The 26,066-nt window shown below is 69.1% G+C and carries 29 protein-coding genes and 1 riboswitch; of the genes, 16 read left to right on the plus strand and 13 right to left on the minus strand.

The window, feature by feature from the left end:
- The first annotated feature begins 3 nt into the window (after positions 1-3).
- The 3 genes from BR47_RS0117615 (at position 4) to BR47_RS0117625 (ending at position 2,384) form a co-directional block, all read left to right on the plus strand.
- Complete coding sequence (locus tag BR47_RS0117615; RefSeq protein WP_029120316.1) at positions 4-624, plus strand: maleylpyruvate isomerase N-terminal domain-containing protein; 621 nt, start codon at positions 4-6, stop codon at positions 622-624.
- 55 nt (positions 625-679) lie between these two features.
- Positions 680-1,822 carry a citrate synthase 2 gene (locus tag BR47_RS0117620; protein ID WP_036427554.1) on the plus strand — a complete coding sequence of 381 codons (1,143 nt, stop codon included), beginning with the start codon at positions 680-682 and terminating at the stop codon, positions 1,820-1,822.
- A 109-nt stretch (positions 1,823-1,931) separates the two neighbouring features.
- Positions 1,932-2,384: a VOC family protein gene (locus tag BR47_RS0117625; protein WP_020098902.1), complete on the plus strand. Its 453-nt coding sequence runs from the start codon at positions 1,932-1,934 to the stop codon at positions 2,382-2,384.
- A 55-nt stretch (positions 2,385-2,439) separates the two neighbouring features.
- On the opposite strand, the gene BR47_RS0117630 is transcribed toward BR47_RS0117625, so the two are convergent.
- Entirely contained in the window at positions 2,440-4,122 is a 1,683-nt protein-coding gene (locus tag BR47_RS0117630; protein ID WP_029120318.1) for an FAD-dependent oxidoreductase, read from the minus strand.
- 15 nt (positions 4,123-4,137) lie between these two features.
- A complete protein-coding gene (locus BR47_RS0117635) occupies positions 4,138-5,154 on the minus strand; it encodes an AurF N-oxygenase family protein (RefSeq protein ID WP_029120319.1) in 1,017 nt (338 codons plus the stop codon).
- Between the two features lie 205 nt (positions 5,155-5,359).
- Here BR47_RS0117635 and serC point away from each other — a divergent pair, with 205 nt between their 5' ends.
- Together serC and sepH are read left to right on the plus strand one after the other, a co-directional pair.
- A complete protein-coding gene (gene serC / locus BR47_RS0117640) occupies positions 5,360-6,466 on the plus strand; it encodes a phosphoserine transaminase (RefSeq protein ID WP_029120320.1) in 1,107 nt (368 codons plus the stop codon).
- A gap of 125 nt (positions 6,467-6,591) precedes the next feature.
- Positions 6,592-7,521 carry a septation protein SepH gene (gene sepH / locus BR47_RS0117645; protein ID WP_029120321.1) on the plus strand — a complete coding sequence of 310 codons (930 nt, stop codon included), beginning with the start codon at positions 6,592-6,594 and terminating at the stop codon, positions 7,519-7,521.
- Between the two features lie 81 nt (positions 7,522-7,602).
- On the opposite strand, the gene BR47_RS0117650 is transcribed toward sepH, so the two are convergent.
- The 3 genes from BR47_RS0117650 to BR47_RS0117660 are packed head-to-tail and all read right to left on the minus strand — an operon-like array spanning position 7,603 to position 9,165.
- The gene (locus tag BR47_RS0117650) at positions 7,603-7,878 is read right to left on the minus strand and encodes a DUF2537 domain-containing protein (RefSeq protein ID WP_029120322.1); all 276 of its coding nucleotides are present in this window, start codon (positions 7,876-7,878) and stop codon (positions 7,603-7,605) included.
- A gap of 10 nt (positions 7,879-7,888) precedes the next feature.
- Positions 7,889-8,710, minus strand: coding sequence for a TrmH family RNA methyltransferase (locus BR47_RS0117655; protein ID WP_051634882.1), 822 nt, complete (start codon positions 8,708-8,710; stop codon positions 7,889-7,891).
- Between the two features lie 23 nt (positions 8,711-8,733).
- Entirely contained in the window at positions 8,734-9,165 is a 432-nt protein-coding gene (locus tag BR47_RS0117660; RefSeq protein WP_029120324.1) for an Rv0880 family HTH-type transcriptional regulator, read from the minus strand.
- Between the two features lie 41 nt (positions 9,166-9,206).
- On the opposite strand from BR47_RS0117660, the gene BR47_RS0117665 reads away from it, so the two are divergent.
- Both BR47_RS0117665 and BR47_RS0117670 read left to right on the plus strand, forming a co-directional pair.
- Complete coding sequence (locus BR47_RS0117665) at positions 9,207-9,473, plus strand: DUF2530 domain-containing protein (protein ID WP_020098894.1); 267 nt, start codon at positions 9,207-9,209, stop codon at positions 9,471-9,473.
- 28 nt (positions 9,474-9,501) lie between these two features.
- Positions 9,502-9,960 carry an SRPBCC family protein gene (locus BR47_RS0117670; RefSeq protein ID WP_029120325.1) on the plus strand — a complete coding sequence of 153 codons (459 nt, stop codon included), beginning with the start codon at positions 9,502-9,504 and terminating at the stop codon, positions 9,958-9,960.
- On the opposite strand, the gene BR47_RS0117675 is transcribed toward BR47_RS0117670, so the two are convergent.
- The gene (locus BR47_RS0117675) at positions 9,957-10,655 is read right to left on the minus strand and encodes a DUF3027 domain-containing protein (protein WP_051634883.1); all 699 of its coding nucleotides are present in this window, start codon (positions 10,653-10,655) and stop codon (positions 9,957-9,959) included. The genes BR47_RS0117670 and BR47_RS0117675 overlap by 4 nt on opposite strands.
- A gap of 429 nt (positions 10,656-11,084) precedes the next feature.
- On the opposite strand from BR47_RS0117675, the gene BR47_RS0117680 reads away from it, so the two are divergent.
- Positions 11,085-12,803: an MFS transporter gene (locus tag BR47_RS0117680; RefSeq protein ID WP_029120327.1), complete on the plus strand. Its 1,719-nt coding sequence runs from the start codon at positions 11,085-11,087 to the stop codon at positions 12,801-12,803.
- Entirely contained in the window at positions 12,800-13,282 is a 483-nt protein-coding gene (locus tag BR47_RS0117685; protein ID WP_029104640.1) for a DUF2771 domain-containing protein, read from the plus strand. Before BR47_RS0117680 ends, BR47_RS0117685 begins: the two co-directional genes overlap by 4 nt.
- 9 nt (positions 13,283-13,291) lie before the next feature.
- Here BR47_RS0117685 and BR47_RS0117690 read toward each other — a convergent pair whose 3' ends face one another.
- Both BR47_RS0117690 and BR47_RS0117695 read right to left on the minus strand, forming a co-directional pair.
- The gene (locus BR47_RS0117690; RefSeq protein WP_029120328.1) at positions 13,292-14,296 is read right to left on the minus strand and encodes a glutathione S-transferase family protein; all 1,005 of its coding nucleotides are present in this window, start codon (positions 14,294-14,296) and stop codon (positions 13,292-13,294) included.
- 83 nt (positions 14,297-14,379) lie between these two features.
- A complete protein-coding gene (locus tag BR47_RS0117695) occupies positions 14,380-14,790 on the minus strand; it encodes a cold-shock protein (protein WP_020098888.1) in 411 nt (136 codons plus the stop codon).
- A gap of 149 nt (positions 14,791-14,939) precedes the next feature.
- On the opposite strand from BR47_RS0117695, the gene BR47_RS0117700 reads away from it, so the two are divergent.
- The 4 genes from BR47_RS0117700 to BR47_RS0117715 all read left to right on the plus strand — a co-directional run bounded on the left by BR47_RS0117700 (position 14,940) and on the right by BR47_RS0117715 (position 18,177).
- A complete protein-coding gene (locus tag BR47_RS0117700; protein WP_029120329.1) occupies positions 14,940-15,344 on the plus strand; it encodes a YccF domain-containing protein in 405 nt (134 codons plus the stop codon).
- Positions 15,341-16,402 (plus strand): GTP 3',8-cyclase MoaA, encoded by a 1,062-nt coding sequence (gene moaA / locus BR47_RS0117705; RefSeq protein ID WP_029120330.1) that lies wholly within the window; start codon positions 15,341-15,343, stop codon positions 16,400-16,402. Before BR47_RS0117700 ends, moaA begins: the two co-directional genes overlap by 4 nt.
- 2 nt (positions 16,403-16,404) lie before the next feature.
- Complete coding sequence (locus BR47_RS0117710) at positions 16,405-16,662, plus strand: MoaD/ThiS family protein (RefSeq protein WP_020098885.1); 258 nt, start codon at positions 16,405-16,407, stop codon at positions 16,660-16,662.
- Positions 16,663-16,896: 234 nt separating this feature from the next.
- Positions 16,897-17,069, plus strand: a riboswitch (cyclic di-AMP (ydaO/yuaA leader).
- A 7-nt stretch (positions 17,070-17,076) separates the two neighbouring features.
- On the plus strand, positions 17,077-18,177 hold the full coding sequence (locus tag BR47_RS0117715; protein ID WP_029120331.1) for a transglycosylase family protein: 1,101 nt from the start codon (positions 17,077-17,079) through the stop codon (positions 18,175-18,177).
- A gap of 201 nt (positions 18,178-18,378) precedes the next feature.
- On the opposite strand, the gene BR47_RS0117720 is transcribed toward BR47_RS0117715, so the two are convergent.
- From BR47_RS0117720 to BR47_RS0117735, 4 genes are read right to left on the minus strand one after another with little or no spacing between them, the layout of a single operon-like run.
- Positions 18,379-18,801 (minus strand): molybdenum cofactor biosynthesis protein MoaE, encoded by a 423-nt coding sequence (locus BR47_RS0117720; RefSeq protein WP_029120332.1) that lies wholly within the window; start codon positions 18,799-18,801, stop codon positions 18,379-18,381.
- Positions 18,798-19,277 (minus strand): MogA/MoaB family molybdenum cofactor biosynthesis protein, encoded by a 480-nt coding sequence (locus tag BR47_RS0117725; RefSeq protein WP_020098882.1) that lies wholly within the window; start codon positions 19,275-19,277, stop codon positions 18,798-18,800. Before BR47_RS0117725 ends, BR47_RS0117720 begins: the two co-directional genes overlap by 4 nt.
- The gene (gene moaC, locus BR47_RS0117730) at positions 19,274-19,708 is read right to left on the minus strand and encodes a cyclic pyranopterin monophosphate synthase MoaC (protein WP_051128370.1); all 435 of its coding nucleotides are present in this window, start codon (positions 19,706-19,708) and stop codon (positions 19,274-19,276) included. Before moaC ends, BR47_RS0117725 begins: the two co-directional genes overlap by 4 nt.
- Positions 19,709-19,749: 41 nt before the next feature.
- Positions 19,750-19,944 (minus strand): hypothetical protein, encoded by a 195-nt coding sequence (locus BR47_RS0117735; RefSeq protein WP_020098880.1) that lies wholly within the window; start codon positions 19,942-19,944, stop codon positions 19,750-19,752.
- Positions 19,945-20,028: 84 nt separating this feature from the next.
- Here BR47_RS0117735 and BR47_RS0117740 point away from each other — a divergent pair, with 84 nt between their 5' ends.
- The 3 genes from BR47_RS0117740 to BR47_RS0117750 all read left to right on the plus strand — a co-directional run bounded on the left by BR47_RS0117740 (position 20,029) and on the right by BR47_RS0117750 (position 25,747).
- Positions 20,029-22,266 (plus strand): helicase-associated domain-containing protein, encoded by a 2,238-nt coding sequence (locus tag BR47_RS0117740; RefSeq protein WP_029120333.1) that lies wholly within the window; start codon positions 20,029-20,031, stop codon positions 22,264-22,266.
- A 156-nt stretch (positions 22,267-22,422) separates the two neighbouring features.
- Entirely contained in the window at positions 22,423-24,072 is a 1,650-nt protein-coding gene (locus BR47_RS0117745; RefSeq protein WP_020098878.1) for a DNA repair helicase XPB, read from the plus strand.
- A gap of 79 nt (positions 24,073-24,151) precedes the next feature.
- On the plus strand, positions 24,152-25,747 hold the full coding sequence (locus BR47_RS0117750; protein WP_029120334.1) for a GMC family oxidoreductase: 1,596 nt from the start codon (positions 24,152-24,154) through the stop codon (positions 25,745-25,747).
- Here the strand turns inward: BR47_RS0117750 and BR47_RS0117755 are convergent.
- Positions 25,728-26,066 (minus strand): cupin domain-containing protein, encoded by a 339-nt coding sequence (locus BR47_RS0117755; RefSeq protein WP_020098876.1) that lies wholly within the window; start codon positions 26,064-26,066, stop codon positions 25,728-25,730. The genes BR47_RS0117750 and BR47_RS0117755 overlap by 20 nt on opposite strands.

Here is a 26,066-nt window from a genome sequence, read left to right on the forward strand (position 1 = left end):
GACATGGCGTCAGACGCACCCCGGGACCATTCAGTATTCGTCTCGGCGGCAACAGCTTTCGCGGACCTGGTGGCACGAATTCCGGCCACGGCCTGGGACGGTCCCGGACTGGGCGACTGGGATCTGCGGGCGTTGGTGGGGCACACCTCGCGGTCGCTGATCACCGTCAGCGCCTACCTGCGCACGCCCGCCGACCGGGAGGACGTGACCGGACCGGCGCACTACTACGCGCTGATGCGCGGCTACGCCACCGGCAGCCCCGACATCGTCGAACGCGGCCGGGAGGCCGGGCGCAACCTGGGGACCGACCCCGCCGCCAAGGTCACCGACCTGCTGCGCCAGGTCCGGACCGACCTGGACGGGGCTGGCGACCCCCTGATCACCGTGATCGGCGGTCTGGGCATCCGGCTGAGCAACTACCTGCCGACGCGGGTGTTCGAGCTGACGGTGCACAGCCTCGACATCGCGCGGGCCACCGGAATGGACGCCGGGTTGCCCGACGCGGCGCTGCACGACGCCACCGTGCTGGCAGCGCAGATCGCGGCGCTGACGGGTCAGGCCGCGGAAGTGCTGCCGGCGCTCACCGGACGCGGTGGTCTACCTGCTGGTTTCTCCGTCGTCTGACCGTTTGTTACCGGCCGGTAGCCCTCGGCCCACCCGCTAGTGGAACAATTTCGGCATGACAGAGGCAACGTCAGTGTCGACGCCGCAGATCCCCGAGAACTTCGTCGCCGGCTTGGAAGGCGTCGTGGCCTTCACGACCGAGATCGCCGAACCGGACAAGGACGGCGGCGCCCTGCGCTACCGCGGCGTCGACATCGAGGACCTGGTGAGCCACCGCGTCACGTTCGGCGACGTCTGGGCGCTGCTGGTGGACGGCGAGTTCGGCCGGGGCCTACCGGCCGCCGAACCCTTCCCGCTGCACGTGCACTCGGGCGACGTCCGCGTCGACGTCCAGGCCGCACTGCCCACCCTCGCCCCGCTGTGGGGCTTCAAGCCGCTGCTGGATATCGACGACGACACCGCGCGCGATCAGCTGGCCCAGACGTCGGTGACGGCGCTGTCGTTCGTCGCCCAGTCGGCCCGCGGCATCTACCGGCCCGCCGTGCCGCAGCGCATCGTCGACGAATGCCCCACTGTGACAGCACGTTTCATGACTCGCTGGCAGGGTGAGCCGGACCCGCGGCACATCGAGGCCATCGACGCCTACTGGGTCAGCGCCGCCGAGCACGGCATGAATGCGTCCACCTTCACCGCGCGCGTCATCGCGTCCACCGGGGCCGACGTGCCCGCGTCACTGTCCGGCGCGATCGGCGCCATGAGCGGCCCGCTGCACGGCGGTGCCCCCGCCCGTGTGCTGCCGATGATCGAGGAGACCGAGCGCACCGGCGATGCCCGGGCCGTGGTCAAGGGCATCCTGGACCGCAAGGAAAAGCTGATGGGCTTCGGGCACCGCGTGTACCGCGCCGAGGACCCGCGGGCCCGCGTGCTGCGCGCCACGGCCAAGCGCCTGGACGCCCCGCGCTTCGAGGCCGCCGCCGCGCTGGAGCAGGCCGCCCTCGCCGAGCTGCGCGAGCGCCGTCCCGACCGGGCCATCGAGACCAACGTCGAGTTCTGGGCCGCGGTGATCCTGGACTTCGCCCAGGTGCCCAGCGCGATGATGCCCGCCATGTTCACCTGCGGCCGCACCGCGGGCTGGTGCGCGCACATCCTGGAGCAGAAACGCCTCGGCAAGCTGGTCCGCCCGGCGGCCATCTACGTCGGCCCACAGCCCCGTCCCGCGGACTCGGTGGCCGGCTGGGACAGCATCGCGCACAGCTGACACCGCGAGGCATTTCGGGCTCGATTTCTTGTCACCGATGAGAAGTAGCGTTGGAGATGGTCATAACAAATGACCCCAATCCGCGCAGTACCGCTCTGAGGAGAACACGATGACCGAGTCCCAGACCTTCCTCGCCCCGCACCTCGTCGTCGGCGACGGCGCCGCTGCAATCGACTTCTACGTCAAGGCTTTTGGCGCCACCGAGCTCGGCCGGGTGCCCGGGCCCGACGGCAAGCTCATGCACGCCGCACTGACCATCAACGGGTCGAACGTCTACCTCAACGACGACTTCCCGGAGATGTGTGGCGGCAAGTCGCAGACCCCGACGGCCTTCGGTGGCACGCCCGTCACCATCCACCTGCAGGTGCCCGACGTCGACGCGGCCTACCAGCGCGCCATCGACGCCGGCGCACGCGAACTGATGGCCCCGCAGGACATGTTCTGGGGTGACCGCTACAGCCAGGTGGAGGACCCGTTCGGGCACCACTGGTCGCTGGCGCAGACCGTGCGCGTGGTCAGCCCGGAGGAGATCGCCGAGGCGATGGCAGCCCAGCAGGGCTAGCGATCAGCGATTTGTGCACGATTTTCCGCGGTGACCGCGGAAAATCGTGCACAAATCACCAGGAAAAGAGCCGCTGACGCAGCGTCGGCTTCGGCGCGCCGGCGGCCGCGGCCACCATGTCGGACACGTCGATGAACTTGTCCCTCGGCCGGTCGGCACCGCCGCGCGCGATCTCGGCCGCGTCGATGGCCCGCCACCCGGCCATGTCGACCACATCGGGCCGCCGGTTGCGGATGAGCTGTTGCAGCGCACCACTTTTCGCAGTCGGCTCACTGAGGCGGCTGGCGTTGTAGTCGGCGACCAGCCGGTCGACGGTGTGCGCCGCGCACGACTTGTTGGTGCCGATGAAGCCCGTCGGACCACGCTTGATCCAGCCCGCGACATAGCTGCCACGAACGGGCTCACCGGTGGCCGGATCGATGACACGGCCCTCGTCATTGGGGACCACACCGGCGGCATCGTCGAACGGCAGGCTGCGAATTGCCTTGCCGTGGTAACCGATTGACGTCAGCACCAGGCCCGCGTCGAGCTGACGGACCTCATCGGTGCCGGTGACGGTGAACTCGATGCCGGTGACCTTGTCCGAGCCGAGCACGCGGGCGGGCGTCAGCTCATAGGCCAACCGGATCCGCGGCTTCGAATTCTGCAAACGCGCCGGTTCCGAATTCTCGGGCAGCTTGGTGAGGATCTCGAGCTTGTGACGCGTCAGTGCGTCCGTCTCGGCTTCCAGATCCCGGCGAACCAGCTCGTGGTCGGCGGCGTCGAGCACCACGTCACACGTCGACGTCAGGCCGATCAGCTCGGGCAGGGTGAACGCCGAGTGGATGGGGCCGCGCCGGGCCACGATGACCACCTCACGCACCTTCGAGTCCCGCAGCGCGGCGAGAGCGTGATCGGAAATGTCGGTGCGCGCCAACGCATCCGGATCGGTGGTCAGGATGCGGGCGACGTCGAACGCGACGTTGCCGTTTCCGATGATCACCGCCCGCTCGTGACTCAGGTCGACCGGCAGATGCGAGAACTCGGGGTGCCCGTTGTACCAGGCCACCACCTCGGTGGCGGTTCCGGTTCCGGGCAGCCCCATGCCCTCGATGTCGAGGCGTTTGTCGTTCGGCGCACCGACCGCGTACAGCACGGCGTGGTGGTGCTCCAGCAGCTCGGCATGCGTGATGTCCCGCCCCACCTCGACATTGAGGTAGAAGTCGAGCCCGCGGCGCTTCGTGATCTGGTCGAACAACCGCGTCACGCCCTTGGTGCTCTGGTGGTCGGGGGCGACCCCGGCGCGCACCAGTCCGTAGGGCGTCGGCAGCTTCTCGAAGATGTTGACCCGGACCCCGCGCTGGGTCAGCAACTCGTCAGCGGCGTACATGGCGGCCGGCCCGGAGCCGACGATCGCGACGCGCAGCGGGCCGTGCGGCCGCTGGTCGACCGCCGGGGCGTCGGGCACCGGCGCCAGCTTGGACGTCGGCGGCAGCTTGCCCTCGTACTTCGGGTAGAAGGACGCGTTGAGCTCGATGAACGGCAGCTGAGCTTCGGTCAGCTTGGTGTCCGGCTTGATCGCGCCGACCGGGCAGGCCGTGATGCAGGCACCACAGTCCACGCAGGCGGCGGGATCGATGAACAGCATTTCGGCGGTAGCGAAACCCGGCTCGTCCGGGGACGGGTGAATACAGTTCACCGGGCATGCGAAGACGCATGAACCATCGCTACAGCACGACTGGGTAATGACGTGCGGCATGAGTTATCTAAATGCTCAGGCGGCGACCACGACGTGCTGACGCTGCGGCTCGCTGCGGTACCGGCTCGGCGGGCCGTCGATCTTGCAGATCTTCCACATGAGCTTGGCCAGCGGGTTCATCAGGCCGGTGTCGTACGACAGCATGCGGACGTCGGAGAACATGTTGCGCAGGAACATGCGCGACTCGGGGGCGTCGAAGAACAGCTCGCTGCGGACCGACTTCGGGATGTCGAACTTCTTCCAGAAGGCGCGCGGCGGCACGACGATCGCCGAGCACAGGATGCGCATGGTGACCGGGACGAACAGCGACAGCCAGAACTTCTTCCAGCGGGTCAGCTCCGGCACGCGCTTGTGCAGGTACTCGTGCGCGAACGAGATGTGCCGGGCCTCCTCGGCCACGTGGATGGCCATGACCCGCTCCATGATCGGGTGCAGCTCGGTGCCCTCACGCAGGATGTTCTTCTGGGTGTGGTCGATGGGCTCCTCGCCGGCGAGCACGCCGAAGAAGAACGGGATGGGCGCCGGGCCGGCGGCCAGCGGGATCAGCGGCTGAATCCACTTGAGCAGCTTGGGCATGCCCGGGACGTCAACCCCCATGTGGTTGACCATCTCCTGGAACATCAGGGTGTGGTTGCCCTCTTCGATGGCCTCGTGGGTGCAGTAGCGGAACTCCGGCGACCCGTTGGGAACCCAGAACGCGTACTCCATCAGGCCGCGGATGAGGATGTTCTCGAAGTGCAGGCCGACCTTGGCGACGTTGGCCTGGCGCCACATGCCGATCTCGATCTGGCGTTCCTGCGACTGCGACTGGTACCACGGGTGGCCACCGAGCGGGTCGGTGTCCGGGAGGATCCAGCGCGGGTCGTTGGGCACGACGGCAAACTCGGGAGAGTCCCAGGCGATGTCCTGGTACGGGTTGAAGTTGCGCCGCACCGACCCCTCGGACAGCGTGGCAAGCTTCTCCACGTAGACAGTGTCATCCAGCACGTCCATGTTCCGGCGCCAACGACGGATCATCCGGGTACGAGCCATTTCGAGCCTCCCAAGGCTGTTGTGTCAGCTTTACAATCGGCTGTCTTGTGTCGAACGGTACCGGAGGTACCACCTAAAAACTAGTGCCCGCCGTCACACATCTGGACACCTAATGTGACGGTCATCACACCTGCGTGCTGAACCGTCGGGCAAGCAGCCGGATCCCCACGTCACCGGCCGTCGACCTGCAACTACGCTGAGGGCCATGGCTGAGCTCACCATCCCCGCCGACATCAAGCCCGCCGACGGACGCTTCGGCTGCGGCCCGTCCAAGGTTCGCCCCGAGCAGCTGACCGCGCTGGCCGCCGCCGGCGACCTGTTCGGCACCTCGCACCGTCAGGCCCCGGTCAAGAACCTGGTCGGGCGCGTGCGCGACGGCATCAAGCAACTGTTCTCCACTCCCGACGGCTACGAGGTCATCCTCGGCAACGGCGGTTCGACCGCGTTCTGGGATGCCGCCGCGTTCGGCCTCATCGACAAGCAGTCGCTGCACCTCACCTACGGCGAGTTCAGCAGTAAGTTCGCGTCGTGCGTCGCCAAGAATCCGTTCGTCGGCGACCCGATCATCATCAAAGCCGACGCCGGCAGCGCGCCCGCCGTGCAGTCGGACCCCGACGTCGACGTCGTGGCCTGGGCCCACAACGAGACCTCCACGGGTGTCGCGGTGCCGATCCAGCGTCCCGCCGGTGACGCCCTCGTCGCGATCGACGCCACCTCGGCCGCCGGCGGCCTGCCGGTCAACATCGCCGACACCGACGCCTACTACTTCGCGCCGCAGAAGAACTTCGCCTCCGACGGTGGCCTCTGGATCGCCGTGATGAGCCCGGCCGCGCTGGCCCGCGTCGAGCAGATCGCCGCCACCGACCGCTGGGTGCCCGACTTCCTGTCGCTGCCCATCGCGGTGGAGAACAGCCTCAAGAACCAGACCTACAACACCCCGGCGATCGCGACGCTGATCCTGCTCGCCGAGCAACTGGATTGGCTCAACGGCAACGGCGGCCTGGACTGGGCCGTGAAGCGCACCGCCGACTCGTCGCAGCGGCTGTACTCGTGGGCCGAATCGCGTCCGTTCACCACGCCGTTCGTCGCCGATCCGGCGCTGCGGTCGCAGGTCGTCGGCACCATCGACTTCAACGACGACGTCGACGCCGCCGCGGTCGCAAAGGTGTTGCGCGCCAACGGGATCGTCGACACCGAGCCGTACCGCAAGCTGGGCCGCAACCAGCTGCGCGTGGCCATGTTCCCGGCCGTCGACCCCGACGACATCAGCGCGCTGACGGCGTGCGTCGACTGGGTCGTGGAACGCCTCTGAGCGCCACTTGACACCTAACCGAGGCGCGCAGTCCATGAAGGGCTGCGCGCCTCGGTGTGTCAGCACGGTTACGAGTCGATAACGCGCTAGGGTGAGCCGTTAAGCCGCGTCCTAGGAGGTCACCAATGAGGGAACTCAAGGTCGTCGGACTCGACGCCGACGGCAAGCGCATCATCTGCGAAACCGCCGACACCGCCGAAAAATTCGTGGTGCGCGTCGACAATCGACTGAAGGCCGCCGTCCGCGGCGACCGGGCCGCCATCAACCAGACGGAGATCGAAGTCGAGGTCGAGGTGCCGAACTCCCTGCGTCCCCGTGACATCCAATCCCGCATCCGGGCCGGCGCTTCCGTCGAGCAGCTCGCCGCAGCCGCGGGCGTGACCCCGGAGCGCATCATGCGCTTCGCCCACCCGGTGCTGCTGGAGCGCTCCCGCGCCGCCGAACTCGCCAGCGCGTCGCACCCGATCCTGCCCGACGGCCCTTCGGTGCTGACCCTGCTCGAGACCGTGACCGGCGCCCTGATCTCCCGTGGCCTCGACCCCGAAGCCACCAAGTGGGACGCCTGGCGCAACGAGGACAGCCGCTGGACCGTGCAGTTCGGCTGGAAGGCCGGACGTTCGGACAACGTCGCGCACTTCCGGTTCAGCCCCGGCGCCCACGGCGGCACCACCACGGCGTTCGACGACGCCGCGACCGAGCTGATCGACCCGAACTACACCCGCCCGGCACTGCGGTCGGTCGCGCCGCTCGCGCAGCTGCACTTCGAGGAATCGGTCGCTGAGATCCCGATGCCCGTCCGCCAGCCGGAACCCGCCCCCGCTCCGGAGCCCGCGCCTGCCCCGGTCGTCGTCATGACGCCGGCCCCGGCCGCTCCCCCGGTGCCCGCCGCGCCGGTGGCCCCGCCGGCACCCGAGCCCATCCCGGTGCCGGAGCCGGCAGCAGTCGTCGAGACCCCCGAGCCGGCCGCTCCCGCACCGCGTCCGCGCAAGAAGAAGCCCGAGATTCCGGCGTGGGAAGACGTCCTGCTCGGCGTGCGGGCCAACGGCCAGCGCTGATCTTGTTGCGTTGACCCTGTACTGAGGGTCTGACCTACTCGCACTTCTGCGCCATAGCTACAGAGTCAACGGCAGACGGGGCTAGCGGCCCAGGGCAATCGCGAGCGTCGCGATCCAGCCCAGCGCCACACCGACACCGGCGCCCCAGACGAACCAGCGCCACACCGGGCGCACCCGCCAGGCCCACACCGTCGGGGCCAGACCACCGACCGCGACGGCGTTCAACCCGACCGCCAGCAGCGGATGCACGCGCAGCAGCCCGAGGGACAGGACGATGATGGCGGCGGCCGTCACGGCAGCGACGAACGCCGACACCGTCAGTCCGGTGCCCCAGGGCGTCTGCGACGGTGTCGTCATCTGAGCCAATCTAGCCCGCCGATCGGGCGCGTTCGTAGAACGCCAGCGCGGCGGCCGTGGCGACGTTCAGCGAATCGGTGCCGCGCGACATCGGAATGCGCGCCCGCACCTCGCAGGCCCGCATGGTGTGTTCGGTCAGACCCGGGCCTTCGGCTCCGACGAGCACCCCGACCTTCTCGCCGGCCAGTGGCGCGATGGCCTCGGCCAGCGGCACCGACCCCTCCCCCGGCGTCATGGCAATCAGGTGAAAGCCGTTGTCCTGCATCAACTTCAGATCACCTGGCCAGGACTCCGCACGCGCATAGGGCACCAGCAGGGCGTGGCCCATCGACACCCGGACCGCGCGGCGGTAGAGCGGATCGGCGCACCCGGCGCCGAACACCACCGCGTCGACGTCGAGGCCGGCGGCGTTGCGGAAGATCGAGCCCAGGTTCTCGTGGTCGTTCACACCTTCGAGCACCGCGACGGTCCGCGCGCCCTGCAGCACCTCGGGCACCGTCAGTTCGACGGGCCGGGGCGCCGCGGCGAGTACGCCGCGGTTGAGGTGGAAGCCGACGACCTCGGCCATCACCTCGGCGCTGGCGCGGTAATAGGGCACGCCGCAGCCGGCCAGGTCGTCGGACAATTCGCGCAGCCGGCGATCGGTACCGAGGAACGCGCGCGGACTGAACCGCGAGGCCAGCATCCGCTGCGCGACCAACACGCCTTCGGCGATCACCAGTCCCTTGCCCGACGGCAGGTCAGGCCGACGGTCGACGCTGTTGAGATCGCGAAAATCGTCGAGCCGCGGGTCGGCGGGATCGGTGACGTCGATGACGATGACGTCGTCCATCGCGTCGAGGTCCGTCGCGGCACTCACCGGGCTTCGTCGATGATCGCGAACATCAGGTCCGCCGCGGCCAGCAAGGTCGCGCGGTCCTCCTGCTTGAGCTTCTCGAGCCGGCCCTGCAGCCACTCCATGCCGGCCCGGCGCTCGGCCTCGAACAGCTCCTCGCCGGCCTTGGACACCACCACCAGCACCTGGCGCCGGTCATCCGGATGCGAACTGCGCTCCACCAGCCCCAGCTCGACGAGCGACGCGATGACGCGCGTCATCGACGGCGGCCGCACCCGCTCCCGGGTGGCCAGTGCGCCCGGCGTCATCGGGCCGTCCTTCGCGAGCGTGGCCAGGGCCGACAACTGCGTCAGGGACACCGGGGAATCGGGACGACGGAATCGCAACTGCCGCGCCAGCCGCACGACGGCCAGCGACAGGTCATTGGCCAAGCGGTCATCGGCGTCCGTCACGAGCAGATAGCGTACCGATCGATCGACTAGCGTTAGAGGAGATGGCCACGCCCGCGCACGAACATCCGGCGGCACCCGTTCCGCCGGCCCTCCCCGACCGCCTCCTCGACCCGGTTCCGGTGATCGTGGTGATAGCGGTCGGCTGGCTGGTGGCAGTGGTGCTGGCCTTCACCGTCGCGGCCCTGCACGGCTGGCGGCCGGTGACCGTCGCGGGCCTCGGAGTCGGTGTCCTGGGCACCTCTATATTTCTGTGGCAACGCAGCGCGGCCCGGCGCGGCGCACGAGGTGCCCAACGCGGCCTGCGCTGACCATTCACATCTCGATAGGGAGAGTCCGATGGCTGGAGAAACACCTCTGCTGCAGGCAGACATCACCATCAACGCGCCGGTGGCCAAGGTCTGGGCGTTGGTCTCCGATCTCGACAACATGCCCAAGTGGAGCCCGCAGTGTCGGGTGATGAAGGCGGTCGGCGCCGTCAAGGTCGGCACCAAGACCGTCAACCTCAACCGTCGTGGCGCGCTCTTCTGGCCGACGACCTCGACGATCACCGCGGTCGACCCGCAGAAGAAGCTGTCGTTCCGGGTCAACACCAACAACACCCAGTGGACCTACGACCTCGAGCCCTCAGGCACCGGCACCAAGCTGACCGTGAGCCGGCGCGCGGAAGCCGTGAAGCCGATCTCCAGCACGCTGATCAACCGCTTCATGGGCGGAGTGCCGAGCTTCGAGGTGGAGCTGGTCGAGGGCATGAACACCTCGCTCAGCCGGATCAAGGCCGCGGCCGAAGGCGCTTAGCCGAGGTCGAGTACGCCGTCGTCGAAAGGCTCGAAGGCCGGTGAGCCGATGGGCTCCGGCGGCGGCGTGTCCGAGTGGGCGCCACAGCCGTACTCCGCCGACACCACACGGCCGTCGGCGGACAACTCGTTGGCGCACACGCCGAACACCAGGCCGAGCGACCCGGACAGCGGCACGTAGAAGCCACAGCCACGACAGGTCCGGCGGGTGGCGCGGGCCATGGCGGCATTCGGGCCGAAGTCGCCGTCCTGCCAGCGCTGTGCGGCATCCGTGCGGCCCCAGTCGCTGAGCACCTGCTTGCGGCCGAACCCGACCTCGGCAGCCACCTCGTCCCACTCGGGATCACCGGAGGCCAGATAACCGGGCACCAGCCGGGGATCGTCGGGCGGCGGCGCCAGCAGATCACCCGGGCTCAGATCACCCGGCTGCACGCGCTCGTGCCACGGCACCCACTGCGGGGCCAGCAGCGCGTCCGGTCCCGGCACCAGGACCACTTCGCTGACGGTCGTGTGGTCGGCGCCCGGGTAGGTCGCCAGCACCACGGCCCACTGCCAGCCGTGGTAACCGGACATCGAAGCGAGGAAACGATGCGTCACCGACGCCGGGTCGTCGAAGCTGGCGCCCAGGTACTCGCCGACGACGCCCTCGCCACTGAACTCGACGATCGCGGCGCGGGCCTGGTCGACCGCGCCCATCAGGATCGGGGTCAGGTCGGGTAGGTCGGCTTCTTCTTCGACAACCGCCTCGGCTTCCGGGGCTTCCTCAGGGGTCGCCTCGGTTGCGGGCGCGTCGTCGGTCGCGACGGCCGGGACCTCATCGACGGCGGCCTCGGCAGCCGGGGACTCGTCGGCGGCCTGCGGCTGCGGCTCGTCCACGGTCTCGGGCGCCTCGGCGGCGTCCGGTGCGTCGGCAGGAGCTTCGCCGGCGTCGGCGGATTCCGCGGCGGCTTCAGGCGTCGGCACCTCGACCGGCGCCTCGGTCGGCGTCGACTCGTCCGGCGTCACGGCTGCCGATTCGGTGTCATTGGGCATGTCCATCGTGATCAATACTGCCTGACCACCCAGGACAAGGCCACACCGCCTGCCTGCGCGCCGCCGTCGGCTGCATGGGGAACAATCGTGCTCATGAGTGGACCGCGGGATGCCGGGAGGTCGGGGGATCCCCGCTACTACCCGCCGCGCCCACCGCGCCGCGATGACGAAGAGCATCCGGGCATGGCCAACTACCCGAGCGATCCTGGTCATTCCCGCCGCCGGCCGCCGCCGCGGGGGTCGTCGTCGCACAGCGACAACCGCTGGTTGCCGCCGCTCGACGACGATCACCACAACGGTCACGGGTACGACGACGACTACGACGACCGGCGCCGCGGTGACGACGACCGGCGCCGCGGTCCCGCGGGCGGCGAGAAGATCACCGTCACCCGTGCCGCCGCCCAGCGCAGCCGCGAGATGGGCACCAAGGTGTACGGGCTGGTGCACCGCGCCGCGACCGCCGACGGCGCCGACAAATCCGGCCTGACGGCCCTGACCTGGCCCGTCGTCGCGAACAACGCTCTCGACGCGGCGATGGGCATCGCGCTGGCCAACACCCTGTTCTTCGCGGCGGCCTCGGGCGAGTCCAAGAGCAAGGTGGCCCTGTACCTGCTCATCACCATCGCGCCGTTCGCGGTGATCGCCCCGCTGATCGGGCCGGCGCTGGACCGCGTGCAGCACGGCCGGCGGGTCGCGCTGGCCGTGTCGTTCGCGCTGCGTGTCGTGCTCGCGCTGGTGTTGATCGGCAACTACGACGGCGCCACGGGCAGTTATCCACCGTGGGTGCTGTACCCGTGCGCGCTGGGCATGATGGTGCTGTCCAAGTCGTTCAGCGTGCTGCGCAGCGCCGTGACGCCGCGGGTGCTGCCACCGACGATCGACCTCGTCCGGGTCAATTCCCGGCTCACCATGTTCGGGTTGCTGGGCGGCACCGGGCTGGGCGGCGGTCTTGCCGCGGCGTTCGAGTACACCTTCGGCCTGATACACCTGCCGGGCGCGCTCTACGTCGTCGCCGTCGTCGCTGTCGCGGGTGCCGTGCTGACGATGCGCATCCCCAAGTGGGTCGAGGTCACCGAGGGTGAGGTGCCGGCGACGCTGTCGTATCACGCGCCGACCGAGCAATTGCGGCATCCGCATCACGACAAGTCCCCGCGACAGCCGTTGGGCCGCAACATCATCACGTCGCTGTGGGGCAACTGCACCATCAAGGTGCTAGTCGGGTTCCTGTTCCTGTACCCCGCGTTCGTCGCCAAGTCGCATGACGCCGGTGCGTGGGAGCAGCTGAAGATCCTCGGGCTCATCGGCGCCGCCGCGGGTATCGGAAACTTCGCCGGCAACATCGCCAGCGCCCGGCTCAAACTGGGACACCCCGCGCAGGTGGTGGTACGCGCAACGGTCATCGTCACCGCGGCGGCGATCGCCGCCGCGGTGGCCGGCAATCTGATGGTGGCCGCGGCCGCCGCGCTGATCACCTCGGCCGCCACGGCGATCTCCAAGGCATCGCTCGACGCCTCGCTGCAGCACGACCTGCCGGAGGCGTCGCGGGCATCGGCCTTCGGCCGGTCCGAGTCGGTGCTGCAGTTGGCCTGGGTGATCGGCGGTGCCGTCGGTGTGCTGATCTATACCGACCTCTGGGTCGGGTTCACCGCGGTCAGTGCCCTGCTGATCCCCGGGCTGGCCCAGACCCTCGTGAGCTACAACGGTGGCTCACTGATCCCGGGCTTCGGCGGCAACCGGCCCGTACTAGCCGAGCAGGAAGGACCACGGCCCGATCCCGCGGCAATGCCCGGGGCGCGCCAAGGATGGATATGAAACGAGTTCTCGCGCTGTTGGCAGTGGTCGCGGTGCTGTCGGCGACGGCCACGGGCGTCCTGGTCTGGCGGTTGACGCGGCACCAGGGCCCGGGCTTCCCCGAGATCAGCGCCTTCACCGACGGCCAGCTGACCCGCGTCGGGCCGTACCGCTACTGCGATGTGCACCTGAAAGCGTGCGACGTACCCGCCACGACGGGCGAACTGCACGTCACGGCGCGGCACCCCATTCAGCTGTCGGTGCCGCAGCCGGTCGCGCGCGCACCGTGGGTGCTGCTGCGCGCGTACGAGGACGGCGGTTCCACCGTCAGCGAGTTCCGGCCGAACCAGCGGCTGGCCGTGACCATCCCGACCGTCGACCCGCATCACGGCAAGCTGCTCGGGCTCGCCGTCCAGTTGCCCACTCTGGCAAGGGATTCCGACGGCAACGAGTTCCCGCTGCCGCACGCCGAATGGGCCGTGCGGACCGTCTGGCCGTAGCCGCCAGGCCTACACAGCCCCGTGACCGGCGCGCACCTGCTCACCGTCGCGGACCGGGCCGGGCGGTGTCCCATCACCGAAAGGCCTGCCGCCCAACGCTTCCCGGCCGTGCGGCGTCAGCCAGTTGGCCAACTCGGGACCCTTCGGCACGATCTGCGTCGGATTGATGTCGGCGTGCACGATGTAATAGTGCTGCTTGATCTGCACGAAATCGACGGTGTCGCCGAAGCCGGGTGTCTGGAACAGGTCCCGGGCGTACGCCCACAGCACCGGCATCTCGGTGAGCTTGGACCGGTTGCACTTGAAGTGCCCGTGATAGACCGGGTCGAACCGGGCCAGCGTGGTGAACAGGCGCACGTCGGCCTCGGTGATGGTGTCCCCCACCAAATACCTTTGGCTGCTGAGCCTTTCGGTCAGCCAGTCCAGCGCGGTGAACAGCCGGTCATAGGCGGCGTCGTACGACTCCTGTGACCCCGAGAACCCGCAGCGGTAGACGCCGTTGTTGACCTCGGTGTAGACGCGCTTGGCGACGGTGTCGATCTCGTCGCGCAGGTGCTCCGGGTACAACTGCGGCGCGCCGTCGCGGTGATACGCCGTCCATTCGGTGGACAGGTCGAGCGTCAGCTGCGCGAAGTCGTTGGTCGCGACCGCGCCGGTGGGCACGTCGACGATCGCCGGCACCGTGATGCCCTTCGGGTAGTTCGGGACGCGCTTGAAGTACGCGTCCTGCAGCCGCGGGATTTTCAGCACCGGGTCGACGCCACCGGGGTCCAGGTCGAACGTCCAGCTGCGCTGATCGTGCGTCGGACCGCAAAAGCCAATGGAGAGAACATCTTCCAGGCCCAGCAGCCGGCGGACGATGATGGCGCGGTTGGCCCAGGGACAGGCCCTGGCGACGATCAGCCGGTACCGGCCGGGTTCCACGGGGTACCCGTCACGACCGTCGGCCGTGATCCGGGTGCTGATGTAGTTGGTGTCGCGGGTGTATTCAGAACCTGGGTTGACGTAGGACACGTCCCCAGTCTGCCCGCGAACAGTTGGCTTGTGTGCGAGAAATCAGCCGACTCTCGGACACAAGCCAACGTTCCGCGGATAGATCAGGCGTCGAGTTCGCGCGCGACGGCCTTGACCACCTCGGACACCTTGCGGGCGGTCTTGCGGTCGGGGTAACGGCCCCGGCGCAACTCGGACTGCACGGCGTCCTCGAGGAGGGTGATCATGTCCGACACCATGCCGTGCAGCTCGTCGGGCGTGTGCTTGTGCTCGGGCGCAGCCGCCTCACGACGGGTGCGCGACAGGCTCGGCGGCGGGTCGATCAGCTTGAGGCTCAGCGCCTGCGGACCGCGGCGTCCGGCAGCGACGCCGAACTCGACGCGCTGACCGGCCTTGAGACCTTCAACCCCGGCGGGCAGCGCCGAAGAGCGGACGTAGACGTCCTCGCCCTCTTCCTGAGAGAGGAAGCCGAAGCCCTTCTCCGTGTCGTACCACTTAACCCGGCCGCTTGGCACTGGTCTCACCTGCTCGTTCTCAACATACGGTTACATAACGAAAGCGCCCCACCTCCGCAGGACGCGTTGGCGTTGATTCTACTCGGCCACCTCCGATCGCAGCATCCCCATTACTCGGTAGGCTGAAGCCTCTATTTATAGGAGGTGACATGCGCCTGATCCTGAACGTCATCTGGCTGGTTTTCGGTGGCCTCTGGCTGGCGCTCGGCTACTTCCTCGCCGCACTGATCTGCTTCATTCTGATCGTCACCATTCCGTTCGGCGTCGCCGCGGCCCGCATCGGCGTGTACGCGCTGTGGCCGTTCGGCCAGACGGTCGTCGACAAGCCCGGCCCGCGTCCGGGTGCCCTGGTCGGCAATGTGATCTGGCTGGTGCTGTGCGGCTGGTGGCTGGTGCTCGGCCACATCGCCACCGCCATCGCCCAGGCGCTGACCATCGTGGGTATCCCGCTCGCGCTGGCCAACCTCAAACTGATCCCGGTGTCGCTGCTGCCCCTCGGCAAGCAGATCGTCCCGGTTGACCAGACCCACCCCGCACCAGCCTGGCAGCAATGACGCTCACGCCACTCGGCCTCCCGACCATCGCGCGGCCTGTCGGTCCGGCCCCGGCGACGGGGCCGCTGATCGACACGTACGGCCGTGTCGCCGCCGATCTGCGGGTGTCACTCACCGACCGCTGCAATCTGCGCTGTACCTATTGCATGCCGGCCGAGGGCCTGGACTGGCTGCCCGGCGCCGACCTTCTCACTCTCGAAGAGCTCACCCGGCTGATCCGGGTGGCCGTGACGCGGCTGGGTATCACGGGCGTGCGGTTCACCGGCGGCGAGCCGCTGCTGGTTCCGCATCTGGAGGACGTCGTCGCGGCGGCGGCCGCGTTGCAACCACGTCCGGCCATCGCCGTGACCACCAACGGCATCGGATTGGCCAAGCGCGCGGCCGCGCTCAAGGAGGCCGGCCTCAACCGCGTCAACGTCTCGCTCGACACCCTGGACCCGGACCGGTTCGCCGCCATCACCCGGCGCCGGCGGCTCCCCGATGTCCTCGACGGCCTGGCTGCCGCCAAGGCCGCGGGGCTGAGTCCCGTCAAAGTCAATGCGGTGCTCGACCCGGTGACTGGGCTGGAAGACGCCCCGGCGCTGTTGCGCTTCTGTCTCGAGCACGGATACCAGTTGCGGATCATCGAGCAGATGCCGCTGGATGCCGGGCACCACTGGCAGCGCGGTTCGGTCCTGCAGGCCGACCAGATTCTCGCGGCGCTGCGGCGCGAATTCAGCTTGCGCCCGGACCCGGCGCCGCGGGGTTCCGCACCCGCCGAGCTCTGGCAGGTCCACGAGGACGGCGCGGTGCTGGGCACCGTCGGCGTCATCGCGTCCGTCTCCGCCGCGTTCTGCGGCACGTGTGACCGCACCAGGCTGACGGCCGACGGCCAGGTGCGCAGCTGCCTGTTCTCGCAGCAGGAGACGGATCTGCGGGCGTTGCTGCGAGGCGGCGCCGACGACGATGCGCTCGAGGCGGCCTGGCGGGCCGCGATGTGGGCCAAGCCGGCGGGTCATGGAATAAACGATCCGGGTTTCGTCCAGCCGGACCGCCCGATGAGCGCGATCGGCGGCTGACGGTGGCTGAACTGGTGGTGACGGTGCGCTATTTCGCCGCCGCGAAGGCCGCAACCGGAATCGAGACCGAAACGTTGCAGCTCAATGAGGGTGTAACCGTCCGCGATCTGGTGAACTCCATTGGTACCCGTGGGGCAGATGTGGCAAAAGTGCTCTCACGCTGCTCATTTCTGCGCGACGGCGTCGCCGTCCGCGATCTGGACACCGCGCTCGCGACGGCCGAGACGCTCGATGTCCTACCCCCCTTCGCCGGCGGCTAATTGTGAAATGCCTCACATAACGAATCGGTAACGACCTGGCTGTGGCGCCCCTGACCCGCAACAACACCTGCGAAAACGCCGAATCAGCCAGCGGCTTTAAAGTCCTCTCATAATTTGCTCGGGCCCGAAACGCCCAAAATCCGTCGAGGTGACGGAACCCACCTGACCCGATACCGTCGTCTCTCAAGCCAGAGCGACCCTTTGGCACCCGCACCTGAAACGCCTAGCTCCATCCATCAGGTGCGGCCGACGACAACCCGTGGATGGAGGCGGGGGACCCAACCGGTCCACCGAGGAAATCAGGACCAGGAGCCTCGGCTCCTTGGGGTGAAGCCTGCTCTGCAGGCCGGGCAACCTCTCCAGCCCGAACCCGACAGCTGACCTCGCAGGCGTTGACGAGAGGACTGCTTTTTCATGAGTGGACGCCACCGCAAACCGACCACGTCCAGCGTCTCTGTCGCCAAGATCGCCTTTACCGGCGCGGTTCTTGGTGGCGGCACCATCGCCCTCGCCGCGCAGGCTTCCGCCGCGACCGACGGCGAATGGGACAAGGTAGCCCGCTGCGAATCCGGCGGGAACTGGGCCATCAACACCGGCAACGGCTACCAGGGCGGGCTGCAGTTCTCGCCCAGCACCTGGAGCGCCCACGGCGGTGGCGAGTACGCGCCCGCCGCGAACATGGCCAGCAAGGACCAGCAGATCGCCGTCGCCGAGCGCGTCCTGGCCAGCCAGGGCCGCGGCGCGTGGCCGGTCTGCGGCACGGGCCTCTCCGGTTCCACCCCGCGCAACGTCGTGAAGAACAACCCGGCGCCGGCCCCGGCCGCCCCGCTGGACAACCCCGAGCTCAATGCCGCGGCCGACCCGGCCCCGGCGCACGAGGCCGCCGCTCCGCTGGACGCGCCCGCCCCTGAGGCCCCCGAGGGCCCCGCGATCGTCAACGTCGCGAATGAGATCCCCGCCCCTGAGGCCCCCGTCCTGGACGTGCCCGAGGCTCCCGCTCCCGCCCCCGAGGCGCCCGTCGTCGAAGCGCCCGCCCCGGAAGCCCCGGTCGAGGCCCCGGCGCCCGTGATCCAGGCCGCCAACTGGGACACCACCGACGCGCCCGCCGAGCCCGGCGTCTGGGCCCTGCACGCCAAGCAGGACCTGCCAGTCGAGCCGGCCCCAGTCGTCGACGCCCCGGCCCCGGCTCCGGCCCCTGTTGCCGACGCCGCCGCTCCCGCGCCGGCCGCCCCGGTCGCGCTCCAGACCCCGCCGAACGGCACGCCGCACCTCGCCAGCCCGACCAACCTGCCCCCGGGTTCGACCATGGAGGCACCCGACACGGGCGACAGCGCCAACATGAGCTACCTCAAGCAGCTGTGGCACGCGGTCCAGAACAACGACATCTCCGGTCGTGACGCTCTGCTCGCGGTTGCCTCGACGCGCACCGGCGCCCCCGGCGGCAGCATCCCGGCCCCGCCGAACGCCCCGGCGCCCGGCCCGGCTCCGATCGTCGACGCCCCTCCGGCTCCGTAATACATACAAAGAGAATCGCCCCGGTCATCGACCGGGGCGATTCTCTTTCCGTTGACTCTGTATTCAGGGCGCAGCAGCTCGAGCAGCTTGCGCCCTCAGTGCAGGATCAACACAACGCAGACCTCCACTGCCGTTGACTCTGTATTCACGGTGCAGAAGCTCGAATAGCTTGCGCCCTCAGCGCAGGCTCGACGGAGACGCTCAGGCCGAGCCGACCCATTCGTCGGTGCCGTCGGTGAAGAACTGGTGCTTCCAGACCGGCAGCCGCTCCTTGACGGTGTCGACCAGCAGCGCACACGTGCGGAATGCCGCGGCGCGGTGGTCGGCCGATACCGCAGCCACCAACGCCGCGTCGCCGATCTGCAGCACCCCGATCCGGTGGCTGACCGCGATGGCCCGCACACCTTCGGAAGCGGCGGCGACGTCGGCGGCGACCTCGGCCAGGACCTCCGCGGCCGACGGGTGCGCCGAGTACTCCAGCCGTGTCACCCCGCGGCCTCCGTCGTGGTTGCGTACGACACCGGCGAAGCTCACGACGGCTCCGGCGGCGCTGTGGTCGACCAGCGCCTCGTGGGACGCGACATCGATCGGCGATTCACTGAGGTCGGCGCGCAGCACGATCACCCGGCATGGTCCTTTCCACTGAGCTGGTCGAGCGCGTGGTCGAGCACCCCGGCCAGCACGCCCAGCCCGTCCTTCACTCCCCCGGACGAACCCGGCAGGTTCACGATCAGCGTCCGGCCGGCGACGCCGCACACACCACGGGACAGCACCGAGGTCGGGACGTGAGGCAGCCCGGACTGCCGGATCGCGTCGGCCAGCCCGGGAATCTGGTAGTCGAGGACCTCGACGGTGGCCTGCGGGGTGGCGTCGGTCGGGGAGATTCCCGTGCCGCCGGAGGTGAGGACGACGTCCACGTCGTCGGCGATCGCGCGGCGCAGTTCGGCGCCCACCGGGGCGCCGTCGGTGACGACGACGGGCGCGGGCACGTCGAACCCGCGCTCAGCGAGCCAGGCGACGATGAGCGGGCCGGTGCGGTCCTCGTAGACGCCGGCGGCGGCGCGGGTGGAGGCGATGACGACGCGGGCGGTGCGCCTCATGCTCGTTCCCAGAGGCCGGTCTTGCCGCCCTCCTTGCGCAGCACCCGGATGTCGTCGATGCGCGCGGCCGGGTCGACGGCCTTGATCATGTCGTAGAGCGTCAGCGCCGCGACGCTGACGGCGGTGAGGGCTTCCATCTCGACGCCCGTGCGGTCGGTGGTGCGCACGGTGGCGGTGATGCCGACGGCGTCGCCGCTCGCGCTCGTCTCGAACGCCACCTCGACCTTGGTGAGCGCCAGCTGGTGGCACAGCGGGATCAGGTCGCTGGTGCGCTTGGCCGCCATGATGCCTGCGACGCGGGCGGTCGCGAGCGCGTCACCTTTGGGCAGTCCACCGCTGGTGATGAGGTCGACGACGTCAGCGCGGGTGTGCAGGACGCCCGCCGCGACGGCGGTACGCCGGGTGGCGTCCTTGGCGGACACGTCGACCATGTGGGCCGCACCCGTTTCGTCCAGGTGCGAGAGCTCCACGGCTACTTGTTGACGACGGTGACCGGGTGCATGTACGGCAGCTTCTCGGCCGGCAGCGGGAACTCCAGGTCGCCGAAAGGCGAGAGTGCGCCGGTACGGTCGGTTGCCAGCTCGCTCACGGCGTGGTCGTCACCGGAAACCTCGGGCCAGCCATTGTCGACGTACTGGTTCTTCTTCTTGTCAGCCACGGATGACATTGTGGCAGGCGCTGCGCCCGCTGGCGAGGCCGGGCGCCGGAGGACGCGCGGACGACGAAGTCACCTGCTTTACGCTGGTCAGCAATGATCGACGAATCCCCGGGTGTGCCGCTGGGCTCCTGGCTGGCCGACATGTCGGACGCGCAGCTGGTGCAGCTGCTCAGCGTCCGGCCCGACCTCACCCAACCGCCGCCGGCAACCCTGTCGGCGCTGGCGGCCCGCGCCCAGTCGCGGCAGTCGGTCAAGGCCGCGACCGACGATCTCGATTTTCTGCAGCTGGCTGTGCTGGATGCGCTGCTGACGCTGCAGGCCACGACCATCGCGGTGCCGACCGGGGCGCTGTTCAAACTGCTGGCCGGGCGCGCCAACAAGAAGGTCGTCACGTCGGCGCTCGACGAGCTGCGCACCCGCGGGCTGGTGTGGGGCGGCGACACGGTGCGGGTGGTCTCGGAGGCGGCGTCGGTGCTGCCCTGGTATCCCGGACAGGTCACCGTCGAGAACCCCGACGCCGACGGCATCGCCGCGAAACTGGCCGCCATCGACACGCCGCAGCGGGAGCTGCTGGAGCGGCTGGCAGACGGATCCCCGATCGGCCGGACGAAAGACGCGGCTCCCGGAACCGCACCCGACCGTCCGGTGCCGCAGCTGATCGCGGCCGGACTGCTGCGCCCGATCGACGACGAGACGGTGATCCTGCCGCGACTCGTCGGCCAGGTGCTGCGGGGCCAGGCACCGGGGCCGACGACGCTGACACCACCGGCACCGTCGACACCCGTACTCGCGGAGCAGGACGTCGACGCGGCCGCGGCCGGTTCGGCGATCGACCTGCTGCGCGAAGTCGAGCTGATCCTCGAAACCCTTTCGGCGACACCGGTTCCCGAGCTGCGCAGCGGCGGCCTCGGGGTCCGCGACGCCAAGCGGCTGACCAAGGTCACCGGCATCGAAGAAGGCCGGCTGTCATTGATCCTGGAGCTCTGCGCGGCGGCGACGCTGATCGCATCGGGCATCCCGGACTCCGACGACTACGACGACGGCCCCTACTGGGCGCCGACCGTGGCCGCGGACCGGTTCATCGAATCGAGCGCCGCGACGCGCTGGCACCTGCTGGCCACCACCTGGCTGGACCTGCCGTGCCGTCCCGGCCTGGTGGGCAGGCGTGGGCCCGACGGCAAACCCTATGCCGCCCTGACCAATGCGCTGTATTCGTCGGCCGCGCCGCTGGACCGCCGGCTGCTGCTGACGGTGCTCGCCGAGCTGCCGCCGGGCGGCACCATGGACACCGCCACCGCCTCGGCGGCGATGCTGTGGCGCCGGCCGCGCTGGACCGCCCGGCTGCAACCCGAGCCCACCGACGAATTGCTCACCGAGGCACACGCTTTGGGCATCGTCGGCCGTGGCGCCATCGCCGGACCCATCCGGCTGCTGCTGGCCGGCGCACCCGAGGAAGAGGTCGTCGCCGCGATGGCGGCGGCACTGCCCGACCCCATCGACCATTTCCTGCTGCAGGCCGACCTGACGGTCGTCGTCCCCGGGCCGCTGGAACGCGACCTCGCCGACCAGCTGGCGACCGTCGCCGACATCGAATCTGCCGGTGCGGCAACCGTTTACCGCATCAGCGAGCAGTCCATCCGCCGCGCCCTCGACACCGGCCGGACCGCCAGCGAAATCCACACCCTGTTCGCCCGGCACTCCAAAACGCCGGTGCCGCAGGGCCTCACCTACCTCATCGACGACGTGGCCCGACGACACGGGCAGCTGCGGGTCGGCATGGCATCGTCGTTCATCCGGTGCGAGGACCCGGCACTGCTGGCGCAGGCGCTGGCCTCCCCCACGCTCGAGCAGTTGAGCCTGCGAGCCCTGGCCCCCACCGTCGCGGTGTCACCGGCACCGATCGCCGACGTGCTGGCCGGCCTGCGCACCGCGGGCTTCGCGCCGGCCGCCGAGGATTGGTCGGGCACCATCGTCGACCTGCGCCCGCTCGGCGCGCGCGTCTCCACGCCCATCCACCGTCGCACCTTCCGGCACCCGCAGGCGCCGAACGAGAAGACGCTCGGCGCCATCGTCGCCGTCCTGCGGCAGACCGGCCGCGGCGGCAACGGGGAACGGCTCGACCCGGCGGCCGCTATCTCACTGCTGACCGACGCCGCACTGACGCAATCGTCGGTGGTCATCGGGTACGTCGACGCCGCCGGGGTGGCCACGCAGCGCGTGGTGGCGCCCGTCAACGTCCGTGGCGGCCAGCTGACCGCCTACGACCCGGCCGCCGGGCGGGTCCGCGAATTCGCGATCCACCGGGTGACCTCGGTGGTTGCCCCGGAATAACGCGTGCCGTGGTCCCGTTCCCCTCGCGGGTGGGAGGCCCGGCACGCGGGAAAATGGACAACTCGCGCGCGTCTGGATAATGGATCGGATGGCCTGCGAGCGAGTAATGGAGTGGATGGCGCATGACTGGGCAGCGAGCAACGAAGTGGATCGCGGATGACTGACGGCCCGCTCATCGTCCAGTCGGACAAGACCGTGCTGCTCGAGGTCGACCACGAGCAGGCCGGGGCGGCGCGGGCGGCGATCGCGCCGTTCGCCGAGCTGGAGCGTGCGCCCGAGCACGTGCACACCTACCGGATCACGCCGCTGGCACTGTGGAACGCGCGCGCCGCGGGTCACGATGCCGAGCAGGTCGTCGACGCGCTGGTCAGCTTCTCCCGCTACGCAGTGCCGCAGCCGCTGCTGGTCGACATCGTCGACACCATGGGCCGCTACGGGCGGCTGCAGCTGGTCAAGCACCCGGCGCACGGGCTGACGCTGGTCAGCCTGGACCGCGCGGTGCTCGCCGAGGTGCTGCGGAACAAGAAGATCACCCCGATGCTCGGGGCCCAGATCGACGACGACACCGTCATCGTCCACCCGTCCGAGCGCGGCCGCGTCAAGCAGATGCTGCTCAAGATCGGCTGGCCCGCAGAGGATTTGGCGGGTTACGTCAACGGCGAGGCACACCCGATCGCGCTGGAGCAGGACGGCTGGAAACTGCGTGACTACCAGGAGCTGGCCGCGGATTCGTTCTGGTCGGGCGGCTCCGGCGTCGTGGTCCTGCCGTGTGGCGCGGGCAAGACGATGGTCGGTGCGGCGGCCATGGCCAAGGCCGGCGCGACGACGCTGATCCTGGTCACCAACACCGTCGCCGGCCGGCAGTGGAAGCGCGAGCTGATCGCGCGCACGTCGCTGACCGAGGAGGAGATCGGCGAATACTCCGGCGAGCGCAAGGAGATTCGGCCCGTCACCATCGCGACGTACCAGGTCATCACGCGCCGCACCAAGGGCGAGTACAAGCACCTCGAATTGTTCGACAGCCGCGACTGGGGCCTGATCATCTACGACGAGGTGCACCTGCTGCCCGCGCCGGTGTTCCGGATGACGGCCGATCTGCAGTCCCGCCGTCGACTCGGCTTGACCGCCACGCTGATTCGCGAGGACGGCCGCGAGGGCGACGTGTTCTCGCTGATCGGGCCGAAGCGGTACGACGCGCCGTGGAAGGACATCGAGGCGCAGGGCTGGATCGCGCCCGCCGAGTGCGTCGAGGTCCGGGTCACCATGACCGAGAACGAACGCATGACGTATGCGACGGCCGAGCCCGAGGAGCGCTACAAGCTGTGCTCGACGGCGCACACCAAGATCGCGGTGGTGAAGTCGATCCTGGCCCGGCATCCCGACGAACCGACCCTGGTGATCGGCGCCTATCTGGACCAGTTGGAGGAACTCGGCCAGGAGCTGGACGCCCCGGTGATCCAGGGTTCGACCAAGAACGCCGAGCGCGAGGCCCTGTTCGACCAGTTCCGGTCGGGCGAGATTCGCACCCTGGTGGTGTCGAAGGTCGCCAACTTCTCCATCGACCTGCCGGAAGCCTCTGTCGCCGTTCAGGTTTCGGGCACGTTCGGGTCACGCCAGGAAGAGGCCCAGCGCCTGGGCCGGCTGCTGCGCCCCAAGGCCGACGGCGGCGGCGCGGTGTTCTACTCGGTGGTCTCGCGTGACAGCCTCGATGCCGAGTACGCCGCGCACCGCCAGCGCTTCCTCGCCGAACAGGGCTACGGCTACGTCATCAAGGACGCCGACGACCTGCTGGGACCCGCTATCTAGCGAGTCCCAGCAATCAGGTGCGGCCGTGACCGCCGGGGACTACGCTCGTCGCAGTTCGCCCCACCCGCGGAGGTCACGGATGACGTACGACTACGACTGGCTGGTCATCGGATCCGGTTTCGGCGGTAGCGTCTCGGCGCTGCGGCTGGCCGAAAAGGGTTATCGCGTAGCGATTCTCGAATGCGGCCGCCGATTCGAGGATGCCGACTTCGCGGACGAGACCAAGGACGCCAAGAACTACTACTGGGCCCCGCAGGTCGGCATGCGCGGCATCCTGCGGCTGACGCTGTTCAAGGACATCTTCATCGGCTCGGGCTGCGGCGTCGGCGGCGGCAGCCTGGGTTACGCGAACACGCTCTACCGGGCATTCCCGAATTTCTACGAGAGCCCGCAGTGGAAGGGCCTGGCCGACTGGGAAACCGAACTCGCGCCGCACTACGACGAGGCGGAGCGGATGCTCGGCGTCACCGAATATGACGACGACGGACCGGCGGACCTGCTGTTGAAGGAGTACGGCGAATCGATCGGCGTGGGCGACACCTACCGACGCACACGCGTGGGCGTGTTCCTCGGCAAGCCGGGCCGGACCGTGCCGGACCCGTACTTCGGCGGCGACGGCCCGGACCGGACCGGCTGCATCAAGTGCGGTTCGTGCATGGTCGGCTGTCGCCACGGCGCCAAGAACACGTTGCGCAAGAACTACCTGTGGTTCGCCGAGAAGCTCGGCGTGCAGATTTTCAGCGAGCGCGCGGCCACCGACATCAAGCCGCTCGACGCCGACGGTTCCGCGGGATACGAAGTGACACACCAGAAGAGCGGCGCGTGGGGCAAGCGCACCACCGAGAAGCTGCGGGCCCGTGGCGTCGTCGTCGCGGCCGGCGCGCTCGGCACCAACCGCCTCCTGCAGCGCTGCAAGCTCAGCGGTTCACTGCCCAACATCTCCGACCGGCTCGGCTATGTGGTGCGCACCAACAGCGAGTCGATCATGGCGGTGATGGCACCCAAGGACTACCCCGACGACTTCACGCACTCGATCGCCATCACCTCGAGCATCTACACCGACCCGTCCACGCACATCGAGGTCGTCACCTACGGCAAGGGCGGCGACAGCCAGTCGCTGCTGTTCAACCTGATGATCGAGGCGGGCAAGCGGGGCACCCGGCCGCTGCATTTCCTGGCCGCGGCCGCGAAAAACCCGAAGGCGGCGCTGGCGGCCTGGAAGATCAAGGACACCTCGCGGCGCGTCATCATCCTGCTGGTCATGCAGTCCATCGACAACGCGATGCGTCTGAAGGTGAAGATGCGGCTCCCCAACGGCAACGTCGCCCTCACGACCGAGCAGGATCCGAACAACCCCAATCCCGATTTCGTACCGGCCGCCTACGACGCGGCGAAATGGTTCGCCCGCCGCATGGGTGGCGTCGCGTATTCCGGTGTGACAGAAGGCATTTTTGCGATCCCGTCGACGGCGCACATCCTCGGCGGCGCGGTGATCGGCGCCTCCCCCGAGACCGGTGTCGTCGACAGCCGCAACCACGTCTTCGGCTACGAGAATCTTCTGGTCACCGACGGTGCGGCCGTCCCGGCCAATGTGGGCGCCAATCCGAGCCTGACGATCACCGCGCTCGCCGAGCGCGCGATGACGTTCATTCCGGCTAACGCGCCGGCTGTTTGACGACGGTCAGCAGCACCACCGAGTCGGCGAGCGCCTTCAGGCTGTGCCGGGTGGACGGGATGATGAGATGGTCGCCGGCCATACCGTCCCAGCTGGCCTGTTCGGCGACGAGGCGCACCCGGCCCTGCAGTACCTGAAGCGTGGCCTCGCCGGGGCTCTCATGCTCGCCCAACTCGTTGCCGTCGGCGAGAGCGATCAGCGTCTGCCGCAATGCATGCTCGTGGCCGCCGAAGACCGTGTGAGCGCTGCGCCCGCCGTTTCCATCGCGCGCGATGTCCAGATGCTGGCGGGCCAGCGCGGTCAGCGAGATTTTCTCCAT

The organism is Mycobacterium sp. UNC410CL29Cvi84 (genome assembly GCF_000686745.1).
Lineage (GTDB): Bacteria > Actinomycetota > Actinomycetes > Mycobacteriales > Mycobacteriaceae > Mycobacterium > Mycobacterium mucogenicum_B.